Origin of the sequence: Roseivirga pacifica, assembly GCF_900111145.1 — a bacterium.
Classification (GTDB): domain Bacteria; phylum Bacteroidota; class Bacteroidia; order Cytophagales; family Cyclobacteriaceae; genus Roseivirga; species Roseivirga pacifica.
On record NZ_FOIR01000001.1, the window covers coordinates 1,462,674 to 1,483,044 of the forward strand.

At 35.9% G+C, this 20,371-nt stretch carries 18 protein-coding genes; 1 reads left to right on the top strand and 17 read right to left on the bottom strand.

The features are described from left to right. Positions 1 to 35: 35 nt before the first annotated feature. The 5 genes from BMW98_RS06480 to BMW98_RS06500 all read right to left on the bottom strand — a co-directional run bounded on the left by BMW98_RS06480 (position 36) and on the right by BMW98_RS06500 (position 5,988). Positions 36 to 734: a methyltransferase gene (locus tag BMW98_RS06480; protein WP_162844695.1), complete on the bottom strand. Its 699-nt coding sequence runs from the start codon at positions 732 to 734 to the stop codon at positions 36 to 38. Next, a complete protein-coding gene (locus BMW98_RS06485) occupies positions 721 to 2,133 on the bottom strand; it encodes a B12-binding domain-containing radical SAM protein (protein ID WP_090257698.1) in 1,413 nt (470 codons plus the stop codon). Before BMW98_RS06485 ends, BMW98_RS06480 begins: the two co-directional genes overlap by 14 nt. A 1-nt stretch (position 2,134) precedes the next feature. Then, positions 2,135 to 3,427 (bottom strand): B12-binding domain-containing radical SAM protein, encoded by a 1,293-nt coding sequence (locus BMW98_RS06490; protein WP_338060834.1) that lies wholly within the window; start codon positions 3,425 to 3,427, stop codon positions 2,135 to 2,137. A gap of 302 nt (positions 3,428 to 3,729) precedes the next feature. After that, positions 3,730 to 4,881 (bottom strand): SGNH/GDSL hydrolase family protein, encoded by a 1,152-nt coding sequence (locus BMW98_RS06495; protein WP_090257700.1) that lies wholly within the window; start codon positions 4,879 to 4,881, stop codon positions 3,730 to 3,732. A gap of 15 nt (positions 4,882 to 4,896) precedes the next feature. Then, positions 4,897 to 5,988 (bottom strand): radical SAM protein, encoded by a 1,092-nt coding sequence (locus tag BMW98_RS06500; protein ID WP_090257701.1) that lies wholly within the window; start codon positions 5,986 to 5,988, stop codon positions 4,897 to 4,899. Positions 5,989 to 6,141: 153 nt separating this feature from the next. Here BMW98_RS06500 and BMW98_RS06505 point away from each other — a divergent pair, with 153 nt between their 5' ends. Next, the gene (locus tag BMW98_RS06505) at positions 6,142 to 7,242 is read left to right on the top strand and encodes an SGNH/GDSL hydrolase family protein (RefSeq protein ID WP_090257702.1); all 1,101 of its coding nucleotides are present in this window, start codon (positions 6,142 to 6,144) and stop codon (positions 7,240 to 7,242) included. Here the strand turns inward: BMW98_RS06505 and BMW98_RS06510 are convergent, their stop codons facing one another. The 12 genes from BMW98_RS06510 to BMW98_RS06565 all read right to left on the bottom strand — a co-directional run bounded on the left by BMW98_RS06510 (position 7,243) and on the right by BMW98_RS06565 (position 20,312). Further along, complete coding sequence (locus BMW98_RS06510; protein WP_090257703.1) at positions 7,243 to 8,400, bottom strand: MATE family efflux transporter; 1,158 nt, start codon at positions 8,398 to 8,400, stop codon at positions 7,243 to 7,245. It abuts the gene before it with no gap. Then, a complete protein-coding gene (locus BMW98_RS06515; RefSeq protein ID WP_090257704.1) occupies positions 8,397 to 9,446 on the bottom strand; it encodes a glycosyltransferase in 1,050 nt (349 codons plus the stop codon). Before BMW98_RS06515 ends, BMW98_RS06510 begins: the two co-directional genes overlap by 4 nt. A gap of 47 nt (positions 9,447 to 9,493) precedes the next feature. After that, the gene (locus BMW98_RS20695) at positions 9,494 to 10,459 is read right to left on the bottom strand and encodes an acyltransferase family protein (protein WP_090257705.1); all 966 of its coding nucleotides are present in this window, start codon (positions 10,457 to 10,459) and stop codon (positions 9,494 to 9,496) included. A gap of 10 nt (positions 10,460 to 10,469) precedes the next feature. Beyond that, positions 10,470 to 11,912 carry an ArnT family glycosyltransferase gene (locus BMW98_RS06525; protein WP_090257706.1) on the bottom strand — a complete coding sequence of 481 codons (1,443 nt, stop codon included), beginning with the start codon at positions 11,910 to 11,912 and terminating at the stop codon, positions 10,470 to 10,472. Next, positions 11,878 to 12,630, bottom strand: coding sequence for a glycosyltransferase family 2 protein (locus BMW98_RS06530; protein ID WP_090257707.1), 753 nt, complete (start codon positions 12,628 to 12,630; stop codon positions 11,878 to 11,880). The genes BMW98_RS06525 and BMW98_RS06530 overlap by 35 nt, the downstream gene beginning before the upstream one ends. After that, entirely contained in the window at positions 12,631 to 13,419 is a 789-nt protein-coding gene (locus BMW98_RS06535) for a class I SAM-dependent methyltransferase (protein ID WP_090257708.1), read from the bottom strand. Between the two features lie 11 nt (positions 13,420 to 13,430). After that, positions 13,431 to 14,555, bottom strand: coding sequence for an SGNH/GDSL hydrolase family protein (locus BMW98_RS06540; protein ID WP_090257709.1), 1,125 nt, complete (start codon positions 14,553 to 14,555; stop codon positions 13,431 to 13,433). A 14-nt stretch (positions 14,556 to 14,569) separates the two neighbouring features. After that, positions 14,570 to 15,970 carry a B12-binding domain-containing radical SAM protein gene (locus tag BMW98_RS06545; protein WP_090257710.1) on the bottom strand — a complete coding sequence of 467 codons (1,401 nt, stop codon included), beginning with the start codon at positions 15,968 to 15,970 and terminating at the stop codon, positions 14,570 to 14,572. Then, positions 15,967 to 16,764 carry a class I SAM-dependent methyltransferase gene (locus BMW98_RS06550; protein ID WP_090257711.1) on the bottom strand — a complete coding sequence of 266 codons (798 nt, stop codon included), beginning with the start codon at positions 16,762 to 16,764 and terminating at the stop codon, positions 15,967 to 15,969. Before BMW98_RS06550 ends, BMW98_RS06545 begins: the two co-directional genes overlap by 4 nt. Next, the gene (locus BMW98_RS06555; protein ID WP_090257712.1) at positions 16,761 to 18,221 is read right to left on the bottom strand and encodes a B12-binding domain-containing radical SAM protein; all 1,461 of its coding nucleotides are present in this window, start codon (positions 18,219 to 18,221) and stop codon (positions 16,761 to 16,763) included. Before BMW98_RS06555 ends, BMW98_RS06550 begins: the two co-directional genes overlap by 4 nt. Continuing rightward, on the bottom strand, positions 18,214 to 19,149 hold the full coding sequence (locus BMW98_RS06560) for a hypothetical protein (protein ID WP_090257713.1): 936 nt from the start codon (positions 19,147 to 19,149) through the stop codon (positions 18,214 to 18,216). Before BMW98_RS06560 ends, BMW98_RS06555 begins: the two co-directional genes overlap by 8 nt. 698 nt (positions 19,150 to 19,847) lie before the next feature. After that, positions 19,848 to 20,312: a hypothetical protein gene (locus tag BMW98_RS06565; RefSeq protein WP_090257714.1), complete on the bottom strand. Its 465-nt coding sequence runs from the start codon at positions 20,310 to 20,312 to the stop codon at positions 19,848 to 19,850. Between the last annotated feature and the right edge of the window lie 59 nt (positions 20,313 to 20,371).

Consider the following 20,371-nt stretch of genomic DNA (forward strand, 5'->3'; position numbering starts at 1 on the left):
CTAAATGAGTAATCTCGTTTAATTGAAATGGGTGACTAGTTGGCATTATCGATTTGAATAGAATAAATATAGTTCATTTCCCAAGCTATAATTTTTTGGTCTATGAGTTGAAAGTAGAAGCCGTAGGATTGTGCAATTCTGCTAATCTCAGAGAGGTCACAATCTTCACTTAACACCATAAAAACTTTCGTTTTAATGTGAATATAAATATTCAACTTTTCGAAGAACCGATGAAAAAAGTCGAAATTATTGCCACAATACCACGCCTTTTCTAAATTATTCTTCGGTGTTTTTGGATAGTAAGGTGGGTTTAGAACTATAATGTCATAAGCTAATATTTCAATAGACTCAAATAAGTCTGACCTTAAAACCTTTATCTGAAGGTTGTTTAGAACAGAGTTCCCCTTAGTAGCTTCAATTGCTTCTGGATTAATATCAGTTGCTGTTACGTTAGCGCCTAATTTGCTTGCTAACAAACTAATAACACCGCTACCTGCTCCAATTTCTAAGAACATTTGATTTTTTAAATTTACAGTACTTAGAAAGTCGAACATATACTTGGTACTAAAAGATAGTTTCGGGTTAAAAACCCCTGAAGGAACCTTAATCTTTATTCCATTAAATGAATAGCTATGAGTTAAGGTTGAGTAAACCTTATAAAAGACTAAAAGAATAGGATGTAATTTCTTAACGATTTTTCTTAATGCCTTTATTCTCTGTTTATGATAGTTCAATTTTCCGCCTAAGTCTATTTATTATATATTTTTCGAGTGGCAACTTGTAGAAGTCTTTTTCACATCTCCAGCGTGCCATTGTTCTTATTGGGGAAGATATCCAATGTTCATCCCTCCATGCTAAGCTAGAATAGAATTTAAAGCTTTCGATTAGGTTGTATTTTTCTTCATCTACCCAAGGACCTCCTTTTGCATCTACGAAATCAAACTCTGACCAATCTTGTAAGTTATTAGGGAGTTGATAACCACTTTTCACAGCATCTTCTGTAATAGCTGTACCAGGATAAGGCTTATAATAAAAAATAGGTGTATAGAATTTAGGACTTATTTTTCTCAACTTTTTTATAAAATCCATAGAGGCTTTGACACTTTTATCTGACTCACCTGGAAAACCGACAATAAAGGGAAACTGAACAGTAATCTTTAGCCTATTACATTTATCTGCACAATCCAAAACCTGCTCGAGCTTAATATCCTTTTTGAGCCAATCCATCATCTCTTGAGATCCAGACTCAACTCCAATTAGAACTCTACGAAGTCCGGACCTCTTAAGTAGTTTAAAGTCTTCAAGATCAAGCCTAGATCCTTGATCCGCTCTCATAGTGGCAGCCCAACTAATGTTGAGCTTTTTGTCAATAAACTCTTCTGCAATTTCTGTGCTTCTCTTTTTGTAGGTAAAAAAAGTTTCATCTTGAAAATTAACATCAGTAAAGCCATATTTATTCTGCCAATGTTTAAGTTCACTAACAAGTCTTTTGGGTTCGATTGATGTCCATTTACGCTTAAAAACAAACGGGTCAGCACAAAAAGAGCACCTAAAGAAACAGCCCGTGGAAGAAATATAATCGAACTGTCTTTTTCCCTTAGCTTTGAAGTAGCGTTCAATGTCAATAAGATCATAATTGACGGGTGGTAAATCGTTCATATTGGACATTAGCCGTGCTGGAGTTTTAATAATATCTCCATTTCTTCTAAAGGCAATTCCATTGATTTCTTTCAAGTCAGAGTTGTCATTCAGCGCTTTTATCAACTCATTAAAAGTAACCTCTCCTTGGCCATAGACAGTTATGTCAACGGAGTCTTCTTCTTGTAAGATTTCACTCGCGAATAAGGAAGGATGCCACCCTCCCCATACCGTTTTAAGCTCTGGATAGACCGATTTAACTAACCTAGTAGCGTAAAGAGCATCTTTAAGTGGTGAACCTGACAACACGGTGACGCCTAGACAAAATGCATCTTCACAACATTCGATGAGTTTGCTGTGTGCATTTTCTTCAATCCTAGCGTCAATAATTATAACCTCAAACTCACTTGGGTCAAGTACTGAGGCAATTGACAATAGTGCCAATGGCATGTCAAAGAAAAGTGCCTCTGGGTTGTATAGTACGATTTTTTTCATTCTAAAATCCTTCAATCTCTGGTTGTCTGTATTTAAGCCAAAATTTTTGTAAAATCTTTAATTCATAAGGAAAGTGATAAAAGCTGTATTTATATCTGTAATAAGAAAGGGAGCGGATGACTTTTCTCTTTTTGGGGGTAAGTCTTAAATCGGAAACTGTAGGGTGAAATGCATTTAAAACAGTTTCAAAGTTCTTAATTTTATCAACCATTTTTGGTGTAAGCCAGGGAGTTAAAGGGTTCTTTCTTAAATCAAAACTTTCCCATGCTGGCTTTAACCAATCTTCTAGCTTATTTGGGAATTCGAAACCGGCACTTTGAAGCTGGCTATATAGTTCTGAACCTTCTGTTGGCACAGGACTATATATGTAGATAATGATTTCCGTATCAGGGTTGGCCTTTTTAACCTTTTTAATGAATTCAATATCATCATTTATTTGACGCATAACGGTGGCTTCATCTTTACCAGGGAACCCCAATACAAAGGAGTATTCAGGAATAATATTGAATTTTTTTAACCTTTTGGCAAAGCTTATGATTTGTTCGGCAGTTTGTGTTCCTCCTTTATCTACCTGCTTAAGCACTTCGTCACTGCCACTTTCTGCTCCGAAAAAGATCATCTTGCAACCTGCCCTACTGATTAAATCTAAATCCTCATCAGTGTATTGATTCATGGTGTCAATTCGTCCTTCTCCCCACCATTTAATATTATCGTTCATTATTAGTTTGGCAAACTCGATAACTCTCTTTTTTGATACAAAAAAGTTATTGTCATGAAACTCTATTGAATCTACGGGGTTGATTTCTTGTAATTTGGAATATTCTTGATATATCCTTTTAGCTGACTGTCCTTTCCACCGTGCATTATAAATAGGGACAACAGCACAAAACGAACATGTAAAAGGACAGCCGAAACTTGAGTGATACCCTAAGGTTGCATTTCCTAGTATTGTCTTAGGTAAAAACCTATTCAAGGGGTAAAACTTGTTCAAATGATCATAGGGTAAAGGAGGTAGTTTGTCTTGATCTAGCAAGCCTTGCTTCTTGGTTTTAATTATTTCGCCATGTTCATTTTTAAAAATGAGGTTCTCAATATCATCAATAGGTTTTTCATGCTCTTTTGCATCGATTAATCTAGGGAAAACATCGTCACCTGGCCCGTTAATAATTACATCGATATATCCACTTTCCAAACAGACTTGAAATTGATTTGAAGCAAAGTATCCTCCCCAAATGGTTGTTACCTCAGGGTACTCTTGTTTGATTTGCTTTGTATAGGGTATGGCTTGTTTCAATTGTGGTCCGGGCATTACGGAAACTCCAAAATATTTAAACTTACCAGACTGCAGGTACTCTTGAATTCTACTCCATGGGTCACTTTCCATATTTCCATCCACAAATACGTAATCATATTTTCCGTGAATAGACGCTCCAACAGTAAGAATAGAGTTTGGAATCCTGTATTTGCTGTTGGCACTTCTAGGGTTGAACAATAAAACCGAATTATTATTTTGCATACCTTCTATGATCGATATAGTTTTTGATTATTCCTTCCTTGTATTTCCATGGTATAATTGGGGTGAGCAACCATGATTTATTAGTTAGGGTTTGCTTGTTTATTGAGAGAGTTCAATAAGTAATCATTCTTTTCAAAAAATTGTAGTAATACCCGTGACAGATTATTGCTTCCCTGATAGTTCAAGTGCATATCATCAAAAAAATTATCTGAATTTGGAGTGAGTTCCTGCTGCATGTTAATATATGGTATATTGTGTTTGTTGCATAAACTTATATTATGTGCGTTCAGCTCATCCATTGCTCTACGGAGGTCCTTTTCTCGATAACGTGCATTGCCAAAAATACTGGTCTGCCAACTGTCTAGGTCCGTATCCTTCTCGTCCCATGAAACTGCTTGCGATAGAAAGACTAATTTAATATTTAGAGCTTTACAGATTCCTATCAATGCTTCTAAACCGTTTAATGAATAGTCAAAATTTAATTCTTCAGGAAAGTTGGTGAATGCCATCTCACTCACAATTGCTGCTCGGTTCTGTTGGTTTGTTTCAGCTGTTATGTGATAAGGGTTCGGATTCATCCCCTTAACTAAATAGTAAAGTCTTCGGCCTATTTGAGTTTCTGTTAGCAATAACAATTCACCTCTTACTTTTAAAGGATATGTAGACTTATTCTGGCTGGTACTTTTTGTAATAGATGCATACAAGTCGTTAACTCCTGCATATACTATAAATAGATCTGGGTTTAAGTGGATTAATTGCTGAATTACTAGGTGTAAGTGGTCTGAAATGTTATGACCAGATTGACCAGTATTGATTACCGAGATATTCTTTCCAAGAAATACATCATTCATTTGTTTTGCAAGTAGGCTTGGCCAGTCATCTCCATCATTTAAAAAAGAGCACTCGGTAGTACTCCCTCCTATGGCAAAAATTCTAAACTCATCATCACTCTTTTTATTAGTATACAAATCTTCTTGGTATCTGAAGCCTAAGTTATTTGTTGTAACGGTAACTTGCTTATCATAATTTTTAAAACCAGGGAGTTGATCTTCTATGGTAATGGTGAATTGTTCTTTTGGGAGCTTAGTGGGGGTGAAATAGTATCTAGTAGATATTTTTTCTTGTTTAAAGGGGTCTCTTATTGGGTAAAAGGTTAGAATACCTTCTATGACAAAAAGCCCTACAATTAAGAAGATCAGGTTAATTAATAAAACCTTCAATAGTTTTTTCATAAGTACTTTCAATTGTTAACTACTAAAAGCACTACAACATCTACTACAGGCAGGCAATAGCCCACCAGCATCATTTAAAGTCTTTCTAAAGTTTCCGGCAATCGAAGAGTTCCAAATGGAAGATAATTCAGTTTCGTAAATATTACCTATGCTCAAATTGTAACATCTTCCATGGGCTGGTATTACAGAACCGTCCGACTTTATCATCAGATTATTGAATGCATCATGACATCTCTTACCGATAAGTCTTTCTGGGAACTGATAGAAATTGGTTAGCTCGTCTTTTTTAATAGTCTTGGGGGAAAAGGTGATTGGGAATGGATACTCATCACTTTCTATGGACTTGATTTCCTCCCATAACAAATCTAGATCCATAGCCTCTAGGTTTAGTTCATCTGTATTAGACTCTGTCGCAGGGTAAGTCATACCGTAAACAAGGTTGTGATCATTCGCCATAGCTTGTGTAGTAAAGTTGGTATGCATGAAGCCAAGCTGCTTAAGTGGGTAGTTCTTAAAGTAGTCCGCGAACTCCTTTAGCCTACCAATGTTCCATTCTGTTATTACACAAAAAACACTAATACCTGGCCCATTTCCTTTTTCTATTATTGCTTCGATCCCTTTTAAAGCTCTTTGAAAAGAACTCTTATGCCCTCTAATATAGTTGTGAATATCTTCAGGGCCATCTAGTGATACAAAAACACTTTTGAGCCCAGATTCCATGAGTTCCTCAGCTTTTGACGCCAAAGTGAGTCCATTGGTGGTAATTGATGTATCTAAACCATACTCCTGAGCATAGTTAAGAGAACTTATTAAATGAGGATAAACAAGAGGCTCTGTAAACCCATATCCGATCCTAGTCTTTGGATAGTATTTATACACCTGATCAAAAATTGTCTGAATCAATTCAAGTGGCATATTAATAGGGTGTGAACCCACTAAATTTGTGGCAAAATTACTATTGATATTCTGGGTTCCCACATCACACATTTTACAATGGAGATTGCAAATATTATTTACGCCTAATACTACCCAGCTGGGGGCATAAAACAACTTCTTAGGTGAAATTTTTGCATTTGCTCTTCTAATTATACTCTGAATTTTCCCCATTACTTGTTTTTACTCTTCTGCTTTATTTAGGCAAACTATCATACCATTCAATTCAACTGTAATTTAACATCACTTAAATTTTGTCTATCTATTTAACTAAAAAATATTAACCTTTAACTCTATTTGACTGACTTAATCCCCTGGCAACTCTTAATGAAAAAAAGAATATCCACCTTGTTTATCCAGCTTTTCTTAGCATTTGTCTTATTAGAAATAGGGATTTTAATCCTATCTAAAACCGAGTTGATCAAGCTTGAAGAGCCTATATATACATTTGAAAACTCAAGACGATATTGGGCAGAAATTGATGAAGACTTCGGGGTTTGGAGACACCCCAATTATAAATTCAGACATAAAAAAACCTGCTTTGACGTTAGGTACGAAACAAACTCTATTGGCGCGAGAGATAAAGAACGAAGTGTAGTTTCAAATGGGAATAAGAGAGTGGTTCTACTTGGAGATTCATTTGCAGAAGGTTGGGGTGTGAACGTAGAAGACCGATTCTCAAACCTTTTAGAAGAAGAAACTGGTTCGGACTTTTTGAATTTCGCTGTTAGCGGTGCGGGCATGACACAACAGTATTTGATTTATAGAAATAAGGCAATGGAGTACGATCATGATGCTGTTCTTTGGGCAATTTTCCCTATTAATGACTTAATAGATGATGACATAAATTATCATAAAAAATATTCTTACGACAGGTATAGAGCTTATTGGGTAGGAGACTATCCTAATTATCATTTAGAGCATGGACTTGATTCTATTCAGCAGTCTCATTACTATTTAGAAAGCCCAGATAGGTTAAAGGTATTACTTAAGAACTTCACCTATACCTACAATCTTCTAAGGTGGTTTAAGAATAGACAAAGGAAATACAGTAAACCCGAGTTCCAACAAAAAAACGAACCAGATTATTTTTATTTTACTGAGGCGCAGTGGGATCGTATAAGGTATAATATAGAAAAGATGAAAGACTTGTTAGGTGACAAAAAGCTTTATGTTTTTACCCTTCCAGGCGAGCACACTATTAAGGCATACCAAAATGGTAATAACTCGGTTCCACTAAGAGATAGTTTAAAGGTGTTAAGTGGTGAGCTTGACTTTGAATATTTAGATTTACTTGAAAATACTGATACGAAGGTGGGATTTGACTGGTCTTCCTACTATTATAATGAAGATTGCGATGTACACTGGAACGAGCTAGGTCATAAATGGGCTGCTACGAGTATAAAAGAAGGTTTTTCACTAGAATAGTTACCTTGAATTGCGGGTGAAATAGAGTAATAATAGGAGAATCAAGAACTGTGAGAATGCAGTTCCAAGAATAGCTCCGTTTGGGCCGTAAGAAGGGATCAGAAGAAAACTTACTATCGCATTTACAGCACCACCTATAACACTTATAAATGCTACTAATAGATGTTTATTGTCTTTATAAAGCCTTAGGATGAATGGGTAGTAAAATATAAATGGCAAAAGATAAAGAAAGGCAATAGCATAAGAGTACATATTAAACTTCTCAGGCAATAAATATGATAGCCCTACGGCTAATAAAAACAGTCCCGGGAATATAATTGCCGCCCCGATGATCATAATTACCCTTCTTACTTTTCGGAAAACCACTTCCTTGGTTCTATAAATAATCTTAACAAGTGGGTCTATCAAGAAAGCAATCGTTCCTTGAATAACAAAGAGACCTCCTGTCAACATTTGGTAGCTTGCAACATTTTCAGAACTACTTAAGTAGGACAGCATATATATGTCTGATTTTGACTGTATCAATCCACTAACCCCTATTATCATAAAGGGAAATCCGGCAGTAAGCGTCTTTCTAATGGACAGTTGAACAGAGCTCTTAAAAAGACTTAGTCCCTTTAAATACCAGCCGAGGTAAGTTAATTTTGATATGACTCCTACTAGTTGAATTATAAGTATATACTTTAAACTAAACCCGTCTAGCAATAACCCGCCAATTAGGAACACACACAGCCCTAAGACCTCTGCCAAAATTCTTCCTTTATGCCTTTCAGAGAATACCGTTACGGCATCATAGCTCATATATAAATACTGGAGCAGCAATATTGGTATAGTAAACCAAACTACATTAAGGTCAAACACCTTAAAAAGAACTAGAATAGCTACTGGAAGCAGTAAAGCCCTGCTGACTAAATTTTCTAGAAAGATAGAGCCAACCTTAGATGGGGTAATACTGAACTGTTGAACTAGGTAGTTTCTGCTCCCCCAATTAGTAAGGAGTAAGATTGGAGTTAGCCAAAGCTGAATTTTAATATACTCCCCCCATAAAGTGGCTCCAAATTTTATGATTCCGAAAAGAGAAATAATAAGGCCTGAGCCAGAAAGTACAAGAGCTTGAATGGCGCTAATCACCATAAGCTTTTGTCGGTTAATCTTCATGTAAGAATACTCCTGTTTAACATTTTTTCATAAATTTTCACGTACTCCGTTACGGTAGAAGAAACAGGATAAGGTAAACTAGCGTTTGGAAGAGGACTGCTTAATAGCTTTTGGGCTTTGTCAAGCATTTCATCTTCATTATGAGCAACGTGGCTTGCTGGAGACTTTCCTGCTATACCAACGTTATAAGATAAAGTAAACATACCTTCACTTAGAGCTTCTGCAATGACCAGACCAAAGGACTCAAAAGATGAGGTGTGCAACAAAACCTTGCTTCTACGCATGTAGGTCAAGACCTCTTCTCTCTTGATAAGACCAGTAAAGGTTATTTGATCTTCAAGGTTTAATGATCTTATTAACTTTTCCAATTTTTCTTTCCCCGATCCATCTCCTGTAATTACCACTTTAGTCTTAGGTTTAATGTGAATTAATCGAGCTACTATTCTAATAAATGCTTCATAGTTCTTTACTTTATTTATCCAGCCTACCCCTAAAATGTCAATATCCCTTGTGCATGGAGTGAGTTCTTGATTAGATGGGGGTATTCCCCAATGCACAACCGCATCAATAGGAACTTTACTAAATCGCCTTTGGAAGTCACTTACAGCTATATAAGCTGTGTTTCTGAGCTTAAGTATATCTAAAGTGTTACTAAAGGCAATATCTTGGCCCATTGCAGTACATAAATGTGGTATGCGTAGGCGCTTACTAAGTCTATTTCCAATTATAGCAGATTGATTCAGCCAAAAACTATGAATCAAGTCTGGCTGAAAATCTTTTGCCAAATTCAGGATTCTGGGGTATGCTATTAGCTTGTGAAAAAACCTAAGTAGCTTATTGTTTTGTTTAAGCCCAAGAGCAACAACTTCAATCCCATTCCAAAGATATATTTTGCTTTCATAAGGATAATTGAATGAAATAACATTGACTTCAATCCTTCTGATAGTCTTGGTTAGCTCTTTTAAATAAATCTGAAGAGCAGGAATGCAAATATCGTCTTCTTCATTCAGAGCAAAACCAGGTGTTATTATTAGAAGCTTAAGCAAAGTATTTCTTTTATTAAGTCAGTAAAAAATCACATAACCGATATGAGTTATAGAATGTACTTAAATCTCCTTTTTATTTGAATTAGAAAGTAGGTGGCTATGATTGAAGAAATCAGCACCATGCCGAATAAGTATATCGAATTTAGGGTCAGGGATTTAGAATACAACATTATGAAAATTGGGTGAACTAGATATATTCCAATGAAGTAAGCATTCAGTCTTTTAGTTTGAAAGTTCGAAAAACTACTATTCATTTTAATAGCCAGAATTAGTATGGCAGGGCATAATAAAAAAGATAGCAAGTAAACATCATGTGCACTGTAATCGCCAGAGAGCTTTTTAAAGTAAATAAGGCATTCCACTAAATAGAAGACAGCAAGAATGAGAACTAATAGTATAGCCGAATTGAACCTAATAGAAGAGGCCACCCTGTTTTTTCTAATTAAATAGCCTAGAGTTAAGAAAGGGAAACCAAAAAAAAGAAAATTCCTATATAAAAACTTATAAGTCAGTATTTTGGTTATTAGGTGTGTGCTACCAAAAAAATCATACTCTGCAGCATATTGAAAAAAGACTCCGACTAAGAAAGTAATAATAGACAAAAGTAGTAACCTTAGATCAGTCAAATCTTTCAGAATAAATAGTAAAAACCCGCCTCCAATTAAAGCAGCCAAGTACCAAAGGTGAAAATACCCAAAAAGTAAGTCAATAATCAGACGAAGAAGGTTGGTAGAAGTCAGTATAAACGGGCTATAAATAACAGTCCAGACCAAATAGAGTGAAACCATTCTTTTAGTCCATAATTGAAAGTTAAGCTTATCAAGTTTTCCATAAATAAAATACCCAGAAATTACGGCAAAAGCGGGGACAGTTATTCTGAATATTCCACTGCTAGTCAAATGAAAAAATAGGTCGTTAAATTCAAATAAGAAGCCACAATGTACAGCTACAACCATAATGGCTAAGCTTAACTTTAAAAAGTCTATAGACTGATATCTTTCTATACTTGACATTGAAAATTAATTAACGCCTCTTATTTAGTTTAAAAACAACCCAATTTGACTCTAGACTAACTAGCCTTAAGGTGTCGTGCATTTCTAAAGCTTCCAAGAGGTTAGACTCTACGTTAGAGTTATGCCATATCCTCTCATATTGCTCCAAATTAAGAATTAGAATATCATCGTTTTGAAAGTTATGCAGATCTGTAATTAAGTTTTTAACCTTTTGATCTTTTGTAAGGTAGCTGTTTACGCCTACATCGATGTCGTGAGAAAAAACTCGGCTGTATCCAGCGGTTTTAATATGTGTTGCTATTCTCTTCTCTAGGTAATTTCTATTGATGAAAATTATAAAAAGATAGGCAAAGAATGACAGCTGAAGTAATACTAGACCTTTCGGAATAAGGTTCCGAATTCTCTTCTGTACCTTGGATTCAATAAAATTAAACAGCCTAAGAGTTGCTGGGTAATTACAGATTACTAAGACAGGGTAAATAGGCAGAAGCATTCTTAAATTTTGAAAGGGCAGCCCCCCTATGAGTATGCAGTAGGACAGTACACCTAACAATAATATTCTTTCAAAAAGGCGGAAGTCTTCTTTTTTATAAAAGAAACAGGAAGGAAAAAAAGGAAAGAAAAAAACAGGATGCCAAATGACTGAAGATAAAAAAACAATATTTGGATATCGAAATGTATGCTCTCCATCGATCGTTCTAAATTCTTTTGAAAAGAGGTTGTTTACCGACCATTCTCCTAAGAAATAATTAGAAGTAATACTCTCTGTTATTTGTGGTGACAGAAAATATTCCGGTAGTGAAACTATGGTAAGGATCACCAGCCCCAAGAAGATTGCTCTATAATTTTTTTGTCTAAAAATGATGTGAAGTGAGTGAATAGCTAAAGGGAGTAAAACAAGTATTACTGCATACCTAGTGAAAAATGCCAAAGACACCGTGACTGAGATAAGAATGAAGTCCTTTTCATTCGGGTCTTTTAAAAACCGTTGATAAAAGTAGAATGAACTTACAATAAAGAGTAGAGCCAAGGGCTCAGACATAACCTGCAAGCCAGACTTTAATATATTTGGGCTTAATATGAAGGTCAAAAGCAGATAATAGACAATACTTTTTTCTGTATTCCTATCTTTTAAGGTTTGTAGCATAAAAACCGAAGCCCCTGCATAGGATGCAATAGAAATCAGTTGTAGGTTGAATGGGCCTTGTCCAAAAATTAGATTTAAAAGAGAGCCAAATAGAGGGTATAAAACGGTCCAATAAAAATTTTCATTGAGTCCTTCATGCTTAAAGTAATCTGACAAAACTGCACTATAGCGAAAGTACTCATGAGAGTCTTGTCCGTAAAGACCGTTGAAGTTTGCTATGTATGCAAGCCCAATTCCAAATAATAACAATACTGGAAATAAATGTTTTGGTTTAAGCAGTAGGTGCTCGAAAGATTTTTGGAACATAAACTCCTAATTTACCCAGAAAGTACTGGAAAGAAACACGTAATACTCCAAAGCCATACTTAATACTTCTGCTCAAGTTAATAGAAGAGGCCTCAGGGAAATAACTTGTTGGACAGGTAACCTCACCTATTTGGTGGCCTTTGTAAAGAATTTGGGCTAACATCTCGTTGTCAAAAATGAAATCATCTGAGTTGTTCTCATAACATATATCATTTAAAGTTTCTATTGAAAAAGCCCGCAAGCCCGTATGATACTCTGATAGCTTTTGGTTCATCAGAATATTCTGAATTAAGGTCAAAATGCGATTGGCAAGGTATTTATATATAGGCATTCCTCCTTTAATAGCTCCTTTTCCCAATATTCTTGAACCTAAAACAACAGGATATATATTATTAGCAATAATTGAAGCCATAGCTTCAACTAACTTGGGCGTATACTGGTAGTCGGGATGCACCATGATAATAATGTCGGCACCAATTTCTTTAGCTAGGTGATAGCATGTTTTCTGATTGGCACCGTACCCCAAGTTTTGATCATGCCTTCTAAGGTGCTTAATACCAAGTTCTGAAGCCAGTTTAAGTGTTTGGTCACTACTAAAGTCATCCGTTAATATGACATCATCAACTATGTTGAAATTAAGCTCTTTATATACCTTTTCTAAAGTGCTTTCAGCATTATATGCTGGCATAATTACAACAAGCTTCTTTTCCTTAATCATTTATCTATAAATTACTATCCAAGGAAAGGGAGAATCTGGGACTATACGATTCCAAACTTTTGGGCTATACAATAACTTGTAATTAAATGCTTTTAACTCACTCCATTTTCTATGTTGATAATTCTCAGCAAAAGATTCAAAGCCGATACTAGAATAGTATCTAAAAGTTCTATTCTTTGCTGCTACTACATTTTTGCTATTATAAAAGGGGCTATCCAATATATGGAGTTCACCATTATCCCTTAAAAGACTGATTAAATAATTCGTCAACTGTTGAAAATCATCAAAATATTGGACTGAAGCATTAAGTGTAATTATGTCAAAAGTGTTTTTTTTATAGGGTTGGTCAAGAATATCCCCGTAACAAAACGTTAGACTATTCTTTGTGAAAGTTGCTGAGGCTTGTTTCAATTCAGAAAGGTTTATATCCATTCCAATTACAATGCCCGTTTTATGTTCACTTAATTTATTAGTAAACCAACCATTACCACAACCAAGGTCTAAAATAGGTCCTTCGCTATTCCTCTTTTTTAGATAGCTCAAAAACCTGTTTGTGCTTTTCTCTCTCAACTTCCATTCGGAGTAATGTGGGTCATCTTTAGGCACAGAAGGAAGTTTACTCACTTTTGAATTAGTAAGGATTCGGCCTTCTTTTCTTCTTAGAGATATATAGTCATTTTCAAAAATGCTAAAATCGCGACCGTTTAAAGTGATTAGATTTTCCTCAATCCCTTTAATGGAATTGGTTTCCTTTTTAATTAAATCATCAATAGTTACAGAAGCTTTCATTTCCGTCTGACCTACTTTATTGGTAATGTGGATAAAAGATCTGATAAAAGTATTTCTGAAACGGCATAGCTCCCTTCCATCGTAAAGTGACAATGATCATATAGGTGGATAGTATCCTTAGGTAAAATATTCGCTAAATCAATAACCCTAACAGAGTCATTTGCAAATTCTCTCAATACATTATTAAAACCATTCATCCCTTGTTCATATGCCGAGGCTGAGTATGTACTATCCCCTTCTATATATGCTCCTAAAGCAGTCAGCTCGAACTCCCTCTCAGACATCCCATGATGCCATAGAGTTGGTTGCGTAATCAATATTGGCATTATATTTCTATCTCTACAATAGTCCACTATACTTTGAATATTTGAGGAATACTCTGCTAATGCATTATTTAAAGATAATCCAACCGAAGAAACTCTAGCGTTTTTAAGCGCATTTCTTCTTTTAGAAATGGTTGTCACGAACGACTTTATAGCACCATGCCTTTTTTTTGCACGAACAACTCTAAAGTCTCTATAGTGCATCCAAAGTTCTGTTCTTTGATACCATTTCTCATTTTCAGATCTCGGATATTTAGCAAATGCCTTAGCCAACAAAGTTCTCTTATCTAAAGAGAAATGTTCTGGGGAGTAGAGAGACTTGATAAAGTCATTAATTCCTACCAAAATAATAACGGCATTGACATGGCCGAGCTGGGGCTCTAGCCTTTCAAGTTGAACAACATGATGCTTTGAACTCATGCCGGCACTTCCGACATTGGCTATGGTTACCTCAGTGTTGAGCTGAGCATTCAACTTTTCCTCTAAAAGAAAGGTCCAATTGGCCTTTTCACCAATATACGTACACTCTGTAGTACTACCTCCTAATGCAAGTATTCCATATCTTCCTTCCTCTAGTTTATGTTTGGACCTATAACCTTCATCATTACTAGTATATTGAAACTCTAAAGGAAGGCCAGAGTAGTACTGATTGGCAATGAATTCTGTTTGAATATTTAGGTTTGGATATAGCGCGTAGTATTTATTATGTGGAATGAGTAACCTTAGACCAAGCTCTAATAAAACAAGTGCTAAAACTGACCCAAACAGGCCTAACAATATGTTTTGAGGAGCTTTTTTTAACTTCCTTTTCATGAGCAAACTTTGTATTAAGAACTAAGCAGCCCTATTTTTGACAATAACATACCTATACTAGCCATCTTTGATTTTAAACGAAGCTTCGCCTTATTGAATACCCCACCCTTCTTTCCTTTACTTTTATTAATCTGAACTTCATTGATTATATACTTGACCGCAAAATCATAGAACCTGCGACTATAGGTTCTTTTAAAATCTATATCCCTATCAGTGCTTGTTGCCCAATCATTATCTGTTATTATGTGGTGATTAATATCATCGTATAGGCTAGTCCCCTTTATTGGGTACGCCACTGTGATGGTAAAGTGATCAGGATTAGAAACTTTAAGATGGTGAATAGTTTCTTTAATGTCTTCCATGGTTTCACCTGGATAACCTAACATTATAAAGGTTCCGGCTTGAATACCATGTTTTTGCGTTTCAACTATCATGTTTCTAACATGTTGAACGGAAACGCGCCTATCCATTGCATCTACAATTTTTTGAGAACCACTTTCTGCTCCAATCCAAACTCTAAAGCAGCCTGCTTCTTTAAGCAAATAGATTACTTCTGAGTTCATTCTATCCGCTCTGCTAATACATTCAAATTGGATGCTGACATTTTCTTGAGTAAGAGTTTCGCAGAATTCTTTGAGCCATTTGTGGCTAACGGTAAACACATCATCTACAAACCAAAAAGTATCTGGTTTATACTCTTCAATTAGTTGCTTTAGCTCCTCTACAACAAGCTTTGGAGAACGCCTCCTATAACTCTGACCATAAACCGCTGTAGAACACCATTTACAAGTATATGGACATCCTCTTTGCGTACTTATGTTAATGGCATTTTGTCCATGATGCTCTTTCCATACCTCTAGGTATTTAGGGATATCAATTGCGGACCTATTAGGTATTGGAAGCTCATCTATGTCTCTCACTTTTGTGCGAGCATTAGTTTTGACCACACTACCATTGTCGTCCATAAATGCGATTCCGTCAATGTGTTTTGGAGCTTCCTTTTTCTCACCTAACAGGTGCTGTGTTAGTTCTAGCATGGAGTTTTCTCCTTCTCCTATTACTAAATAGTCTGCGCCATGTTTTAGATAGTTTTCTGTATTGTAAGTAACATCAGGGCCACCGAAGATTATAGAGGTTTCGGGAAGAATTTCCTTAGCATATTTAGCCATCTCCAATACTCTGATTTTGGTCATTAAATTGGTATAGATGGCAATTACCTTAGGTTGATGATCGTGAATGTAATCTTTGAAATTATCAAAAGAGGAAAACGTACTGTCTAGCACTTTGTTTTCGATTCCATTTTGCAACAAAAAGGCAGAGATATAAAGGAGGCCTAAGGGAGGGTAGGGTCTCATAATCTCTTGCTCCTTTGCATCTTCAGCAAGAAAATAACCATGCGTTAACAGTACGCTCATTTTTTATTGAGTTCAATATAATAATGATCGGACCAAGCACTAAGCCAAGAGAACTGAGAGAAAATTCGCTCAAGCTTGTGCAGAGCGTGCAGAGTTTTAGGCTTATTTCTAAAGAAGCTTTCTAAGTAAGATGGGGGAATAAAGAATCCAATGGGAAGAATCTTTCTTTTTATGAAGTGGTTACCAATTAGGGATGTGAATTTATTTGGCGAATAATACCAAGTCTCCACTAATTCCCCAGATACATTTGCAAAGACAGATTTGCGAGTTCTTCGGAATGCTTCTTTTAGCTTAAGTTTTAGGAGGAAATAAGAGCACTCCCAAAGGCAAAAGCCGGGCATAACCACCAAACATAGTTTTCCCTGAGGTTTTAATAACTGAGAAAAAACGCTTCCCATTTCAGTTATCTGAGAAGGGCTTAGGCAGTTTAAGCCACCGAAGTTCGAAAAGATCAAGTCAAACGAAGACGTGCTACATATGCCTTCCAGTTCTAGCATATCAGCTTGTTGAAGAGAAATGAGGTTATCGAGTTTCTGGTTAGCAACCTTTCTGGTGGCTTCTGATATCATTTGCGATGAAATATCTGTAGCAAAAACCCTGTGCCCCTGTTTAGCCATGAATGTTGCATCTTGTCCCGTACCGCAGTTTACTTCTAGAATATTGAGTTTTTTAGTGGGCTTTCTGAGAAGTGCCTCGACATTTTTATAAACAGATTTCCGTTGTAATAAACCAATTTTAGTTTCGGTAAAATCAACATCATAAGATACTGCTGCCTTATCGAATTCGCTTATCATCCTAACCTCCTGACAATTTTGTTAATCTTTCTTCCATTGACAACCCTCATCGGCAAATGATAGCCTACTGTTAAAGTCTGTCTCAATAGTTTCTTGTCAAGCGGCCGAAAAATCAGTTGTCTTGCCGCTAAAGCCCCTCTTTTAAGCTTATGTCTATTGTGCACGTATCTGTGCAGAGTCTTATAAAACTCAGGGGGGTAGGTATTATGAAACATAAGGTCTAAGTCATCTGAATCAATCCAGTTAGCTTTTGCCTGAAGGTCACCTTTTACCTTATCATAGAACTTTGTACCAGGCAGAGGGTATGAAACCGAAATACCGATTTCATTCGGCATTATTTCTAACACCATGTCTATTGTCTTTTTAATATCTTCGAATGTTTCTCCTAAATATCCGAATTGGAGGAAGAGCGCCACGTTAACTCCCTTATTCTGAAGTTTTGGAACTGCCTCATAAATCTGTTCAACTGTAATGCCCTTGTCCATAGCATCTAGAATATGCTGAGATCCAGATTCAGCACCTAGCCAAACTGTTTCAAGTCCTGATGAAACTAGTGCATCTATATTGTCCTCTTTAAGAAGTAAGTCAACCCTTGATTGGATCATATATTTGAAACTGATCCCTTCTTCTTTAATGAGTTTATCGAACTGCTGAACCCAATTGGGCTTTAAGCCAAATATATCATCACACATCCAGAAATGTTGAACCCCATAGTCTTGAACCAACATCTTGACTTCTTGAATTACATGTTCCGGGGAGCGGGAATTATACCTATTACCATAAATAGGTTTAGCACACCAATTACATTTATAAGGGCAACCTCGAGTTGTAGCAATGTTCAGGCTGAAATATCCATGATTGGCTTTCCAAATAGACTTGTACTTTTTCAAATCAACCAAATGCCAAGCTGCAATAGGAAGATCATCTAAAACCTGAAGAACTGGCCTGTTGTTGGTTTTGACAAGTTCTCCTTTGTTATTTTTAAAGGCAAGGCCAACGATGTTCTCAACTGGAGAATTTGTACTTAAATTATCTATAAGCTCAAGACAAGTTGCATCTCCCTCTCCAGTAACTACAAAATCAATGTTGTTTTCTAAATATTTTTCTAATCGGTCACTAGAGTCCGAGCTGTTAATGATAACACCAGCGTTGTTTTCCTTTGCAATTGAAGCCATTGCGAGGGCTGCTTCACGCATTACAGTAAGACACATTTTAGTGAGGTAATTGAATCCATCGTCATAAATGAGTAGGTAATCAGGCGAAAACCTTTTGATTTCCTTGTCTATAGCTTTGGGGTTGTCGTTTAGGCAATTATCGAAAAAAGAGACATCGAATCCTTTTTCTATGAGTTGTGCACAAATTTGTAATGTGCCCAATGGAGGATAAGGTTTTTTGAAGTGCCACTGTTTTGTGTCAAGTGGATAGAAATAAGTATTTGTAACAAGTATTTTAAGCATTACTATTTTGCCCTATTTTGATTAGTGCTTGATTAAAGTTAGCATCAATTGTTTCTAATACTCTTTTCTGATAGTTTTTATCATGGTTCTTTGAGGTTCCTCGGTGTGTTCTAAACGCTACTTCAAAATCATCTTTCGAAAGGGATGATGAATATAGAGAAGTCCATCTTTGATAGGTTTTTTTCATGAAGAACTTATCTAAAGGTTCTGATATAACTGATAAAAAGAAGCTCTCTACTATGTTCTTGGAGAACCTTTTCAATAAGTTGTCTTTTTTTAGTGTGAATTGTTTGGTTTCCATATTTGGAAAAACATCCTTTATCCAAGCGTTGGCATTCAGAAAATTGTGGCAGACCGAGTTCCCATGCATAGGTATTAGCGTGCTAATTTCTGTTGCGGTAAAAACATTTTGATCAGGTATGATTAAGTTGTCTTCATCCACAAAATAATTCACACAAAAGTGTCTTTTGGAGCCTAATAAAAAGATACGCTTAAAAGCCACTAACATAGTTCGGGTAATCCAAAGCCGATTGGTTTTGGTAACAATAAAGTAGTCAATATCTGCATCTTCAGAAATCGAACCTTTTGATAGAGACCCTGAAATGAAGACTCCTCTTACAAAAGGGAATAGGTATATAAGTGAAGAATAACGTTTGGCTACATTAAACATTTTTTTTGCTCGTGTCTCACCCTCTTTTCTTCTCAAAACATTAGTCACATCACCCTCCAATAGGTAGTGTTCATTGATTTCTAAAATTGCACCTCGTTGTTTCAATAGTTTTAATTGCTCTCGAATACTGGCTTTCTCATCAATAGATACACCTAGATTTCTTGAAATTTCACTTTCAAGTAGAGGGTGCTTAAATAGTTGATAATAAGCCAATGTTCTAATGATAGCAAGCTCTACATTTGATAATGATATGTCCATTGGGGAAAGCCGTTAGGTGTTATATGGTTGTGTGTTATTCATAGGATATCACCAATAGTGCCTTTCATTTTTTTGATTAATTTGAAAACGTTGTTTGACAGCAACTGAATTCATAAAACACTTAACTCCGCATTTTAAGTAAAAAGCAAAAAGGCAATTTATATAATAGGCCTTTTTAAAAGGAACGGACTTAAACTCTTTAAATATTCGAATCAACAAGTTTAGATATTTACAATGGAGAAAAACCATCTGAAATATTTAATAATAATCGGTTTGATAAATAAATTCTGTGGTTTAGAAGTGGTTTAAATAATGACTGTCTGCGTATTCTGGGCTTAAGTAGTAAAGAAGTAAAAATGCAACGCGATGATTTATATTTATAAAGCCTGTAATTCTTTTAGAAGCGCTTCTGTGGAATTGTATATCTGATCTAGAAACGAATATGAGCTTGATTGCAGGAAGGCGTAAGGGATCGTGAGTGTAACTAAACTTATTGTATTGGATCGGTAGGGATCCGGTATTAGGTGGGCAGTCAGAGAAAAAATACTTGAAGAAGCCAGTAATACCTCCTAATAAAGAAAGTAAATCTATCGAATAGTTATTTTTTGTGTTATAAAATACAATAGAAGTAGTCAGCACTATAAAGCATTTGATTAAGTCGTTGCTAAAATAGTAAAGAATATTAAGCTGTTGGAATGTTATTTTATGTTGATTACACTCCAATGAATAAATGCTTTTCCCGGACCGCCTTGGTTGCGGCTTAATTTGGCAGTGGAGTATGCGCCATTAAATCGGTGGCTCCAGCTATCGGTAAATTCTGTGGAGGCTGTGTAGTGCTTGTTATAGTAGGCTTCAACCTCTTTTAGGTGTTTGGCACTTTCTATAAACACCATGCATACAATGGCTTTTTTTGTGTTGCTATCGAACTGGTAAGCGAAGGCTAAATCGTCATTTTTTATGTAGGAAATGAACGGGATGCCATTTTTCACACCAGCTTCATAATCAATTGATTTTGCTATTAATTTACTTTCTATGTCGGTTTGGTTTAGGCCGAGAAAGTCTTGTGCCCAAGCGTTGGTACAAATGCCTATTAGAAAAATAAGGAGCCCATATTTACGCATGTGGTTGTGGTTAAGGTTGAAGGAAGTTATCCATTCAATCATGTCAGGCCAATTTTTTAAGGTCACATGTCACGAAATGCATGAAAGACATTATGAGAAGG

Excerpts from the sequence above, each read along its gene's own strand:
- BMW98_RS06485 (WP_090257698.1), bottom strand. The coding sequence starts at position 2,133 with ATGAAAAAAATCGTACTATACAACCCAGAGGCACTTTTCTTTGACATG.
- BMW98_RS06495 (WP_090257700.1), bottom strand. The coding sequence starts at position 4,881 with ATGAAAAAACTATTGAAGGTTTTATTAATTAACCTGATCTTCTTAATT.
- BMW98_RS06500 (WP_090257701.1), bottom strand. The coding sequence starts at position 5,988 with ATGGGGAAAATTCAGAGTATAATTAGAAGAGCAAATGCAAAAATTTCA.
- BMW98_RS06505 (WP_090257702.1), top strand. The coding sequence starts at position 6,142 with ATGAAAAAAAGAATATCCACCTTGTTTATCCAGCTTTTCTTAGCATTT.
- BMW98_RS06510 (WP_090257703.1), bottom strand. The coding sequence starts at position 8,400 with ATGAAGATTAACCGACAAAAGCTTATGGTGATTAGCGCCATTCAAGCT.
- BMW98_RS20695 (WP_090257705.1), bottom strand. The coding sequence starts at position 10,459 with ATGTCAAGTATAGAAAGATATCAGTCTATAGACTTTTTAAAGTTAAGC.
- BMW98_RS06525 (WP_090257706.1), bottom strand. The coding sequence starts at position 11,912 with ATGTTCCAAAAATCTTTCGAGCACCTACTGCTTAAACCAAAACATTTA.
- BMW98_RS06530 (WP_090257707.1), bottom strand. The coding sequence starts at position 12,630 with ATGATTAAGGAAAAGAAGCTTGTTGTAATTATGCCAGCATATAATGCT.
- BMW98_RS06535 (WP_090257708.1), bottom strand. The coding sequence starts at position 13,419 with ATGAAAGCTTCTGTAACTATTGATGATTTAATTAAAAAGGAAACCAAT.
- BMW98_RS06540 (WP_090257709.1), bottom strand. The coding sequence starts at position 14,555 with ATGAAAAGGAAGTTAAAAAAAGCTCCTCAAAACATATTGTTAGGCCTG.
- BMW98_RS06545 (WP_090257710.1), bottom strand. The coding sequence starts at position 15,970 with ATGAGCGTACTGTTAACGCATGGTTATTTTCTTGCTGAAGATGCAAAG.
- BMW98_RS06550 (WP_090257711.1), bottom strand. The coding sequence starts at position 16,764 with ATGATAAGCGAATTCGATAAGGCAGCAGTATCTTATGATGTTGATTTT.
- BMW98_RS06555 (WP_090257712.1), bottom strand. The coding sequence starts at position 18,221 with ATGCTTAAAATACTTGTTACAAATACTTATTTCTATCCACTTGACACA.
- BMW98_RS06560 (WP_090257713.1), bottom strand. The coding sequence starts at position 19,149 with ATGGACATATCATTATCAAATGTAGAGCTTGCTATCATTAGAACATTG.
- BMW98_RS06565 (WP_090257714.1), bottom strand. The coding sequence starts at position 20,312 with ATGATTGAATGGATAACTTCCTTCAACCTTAACCACAACCACATGCGT.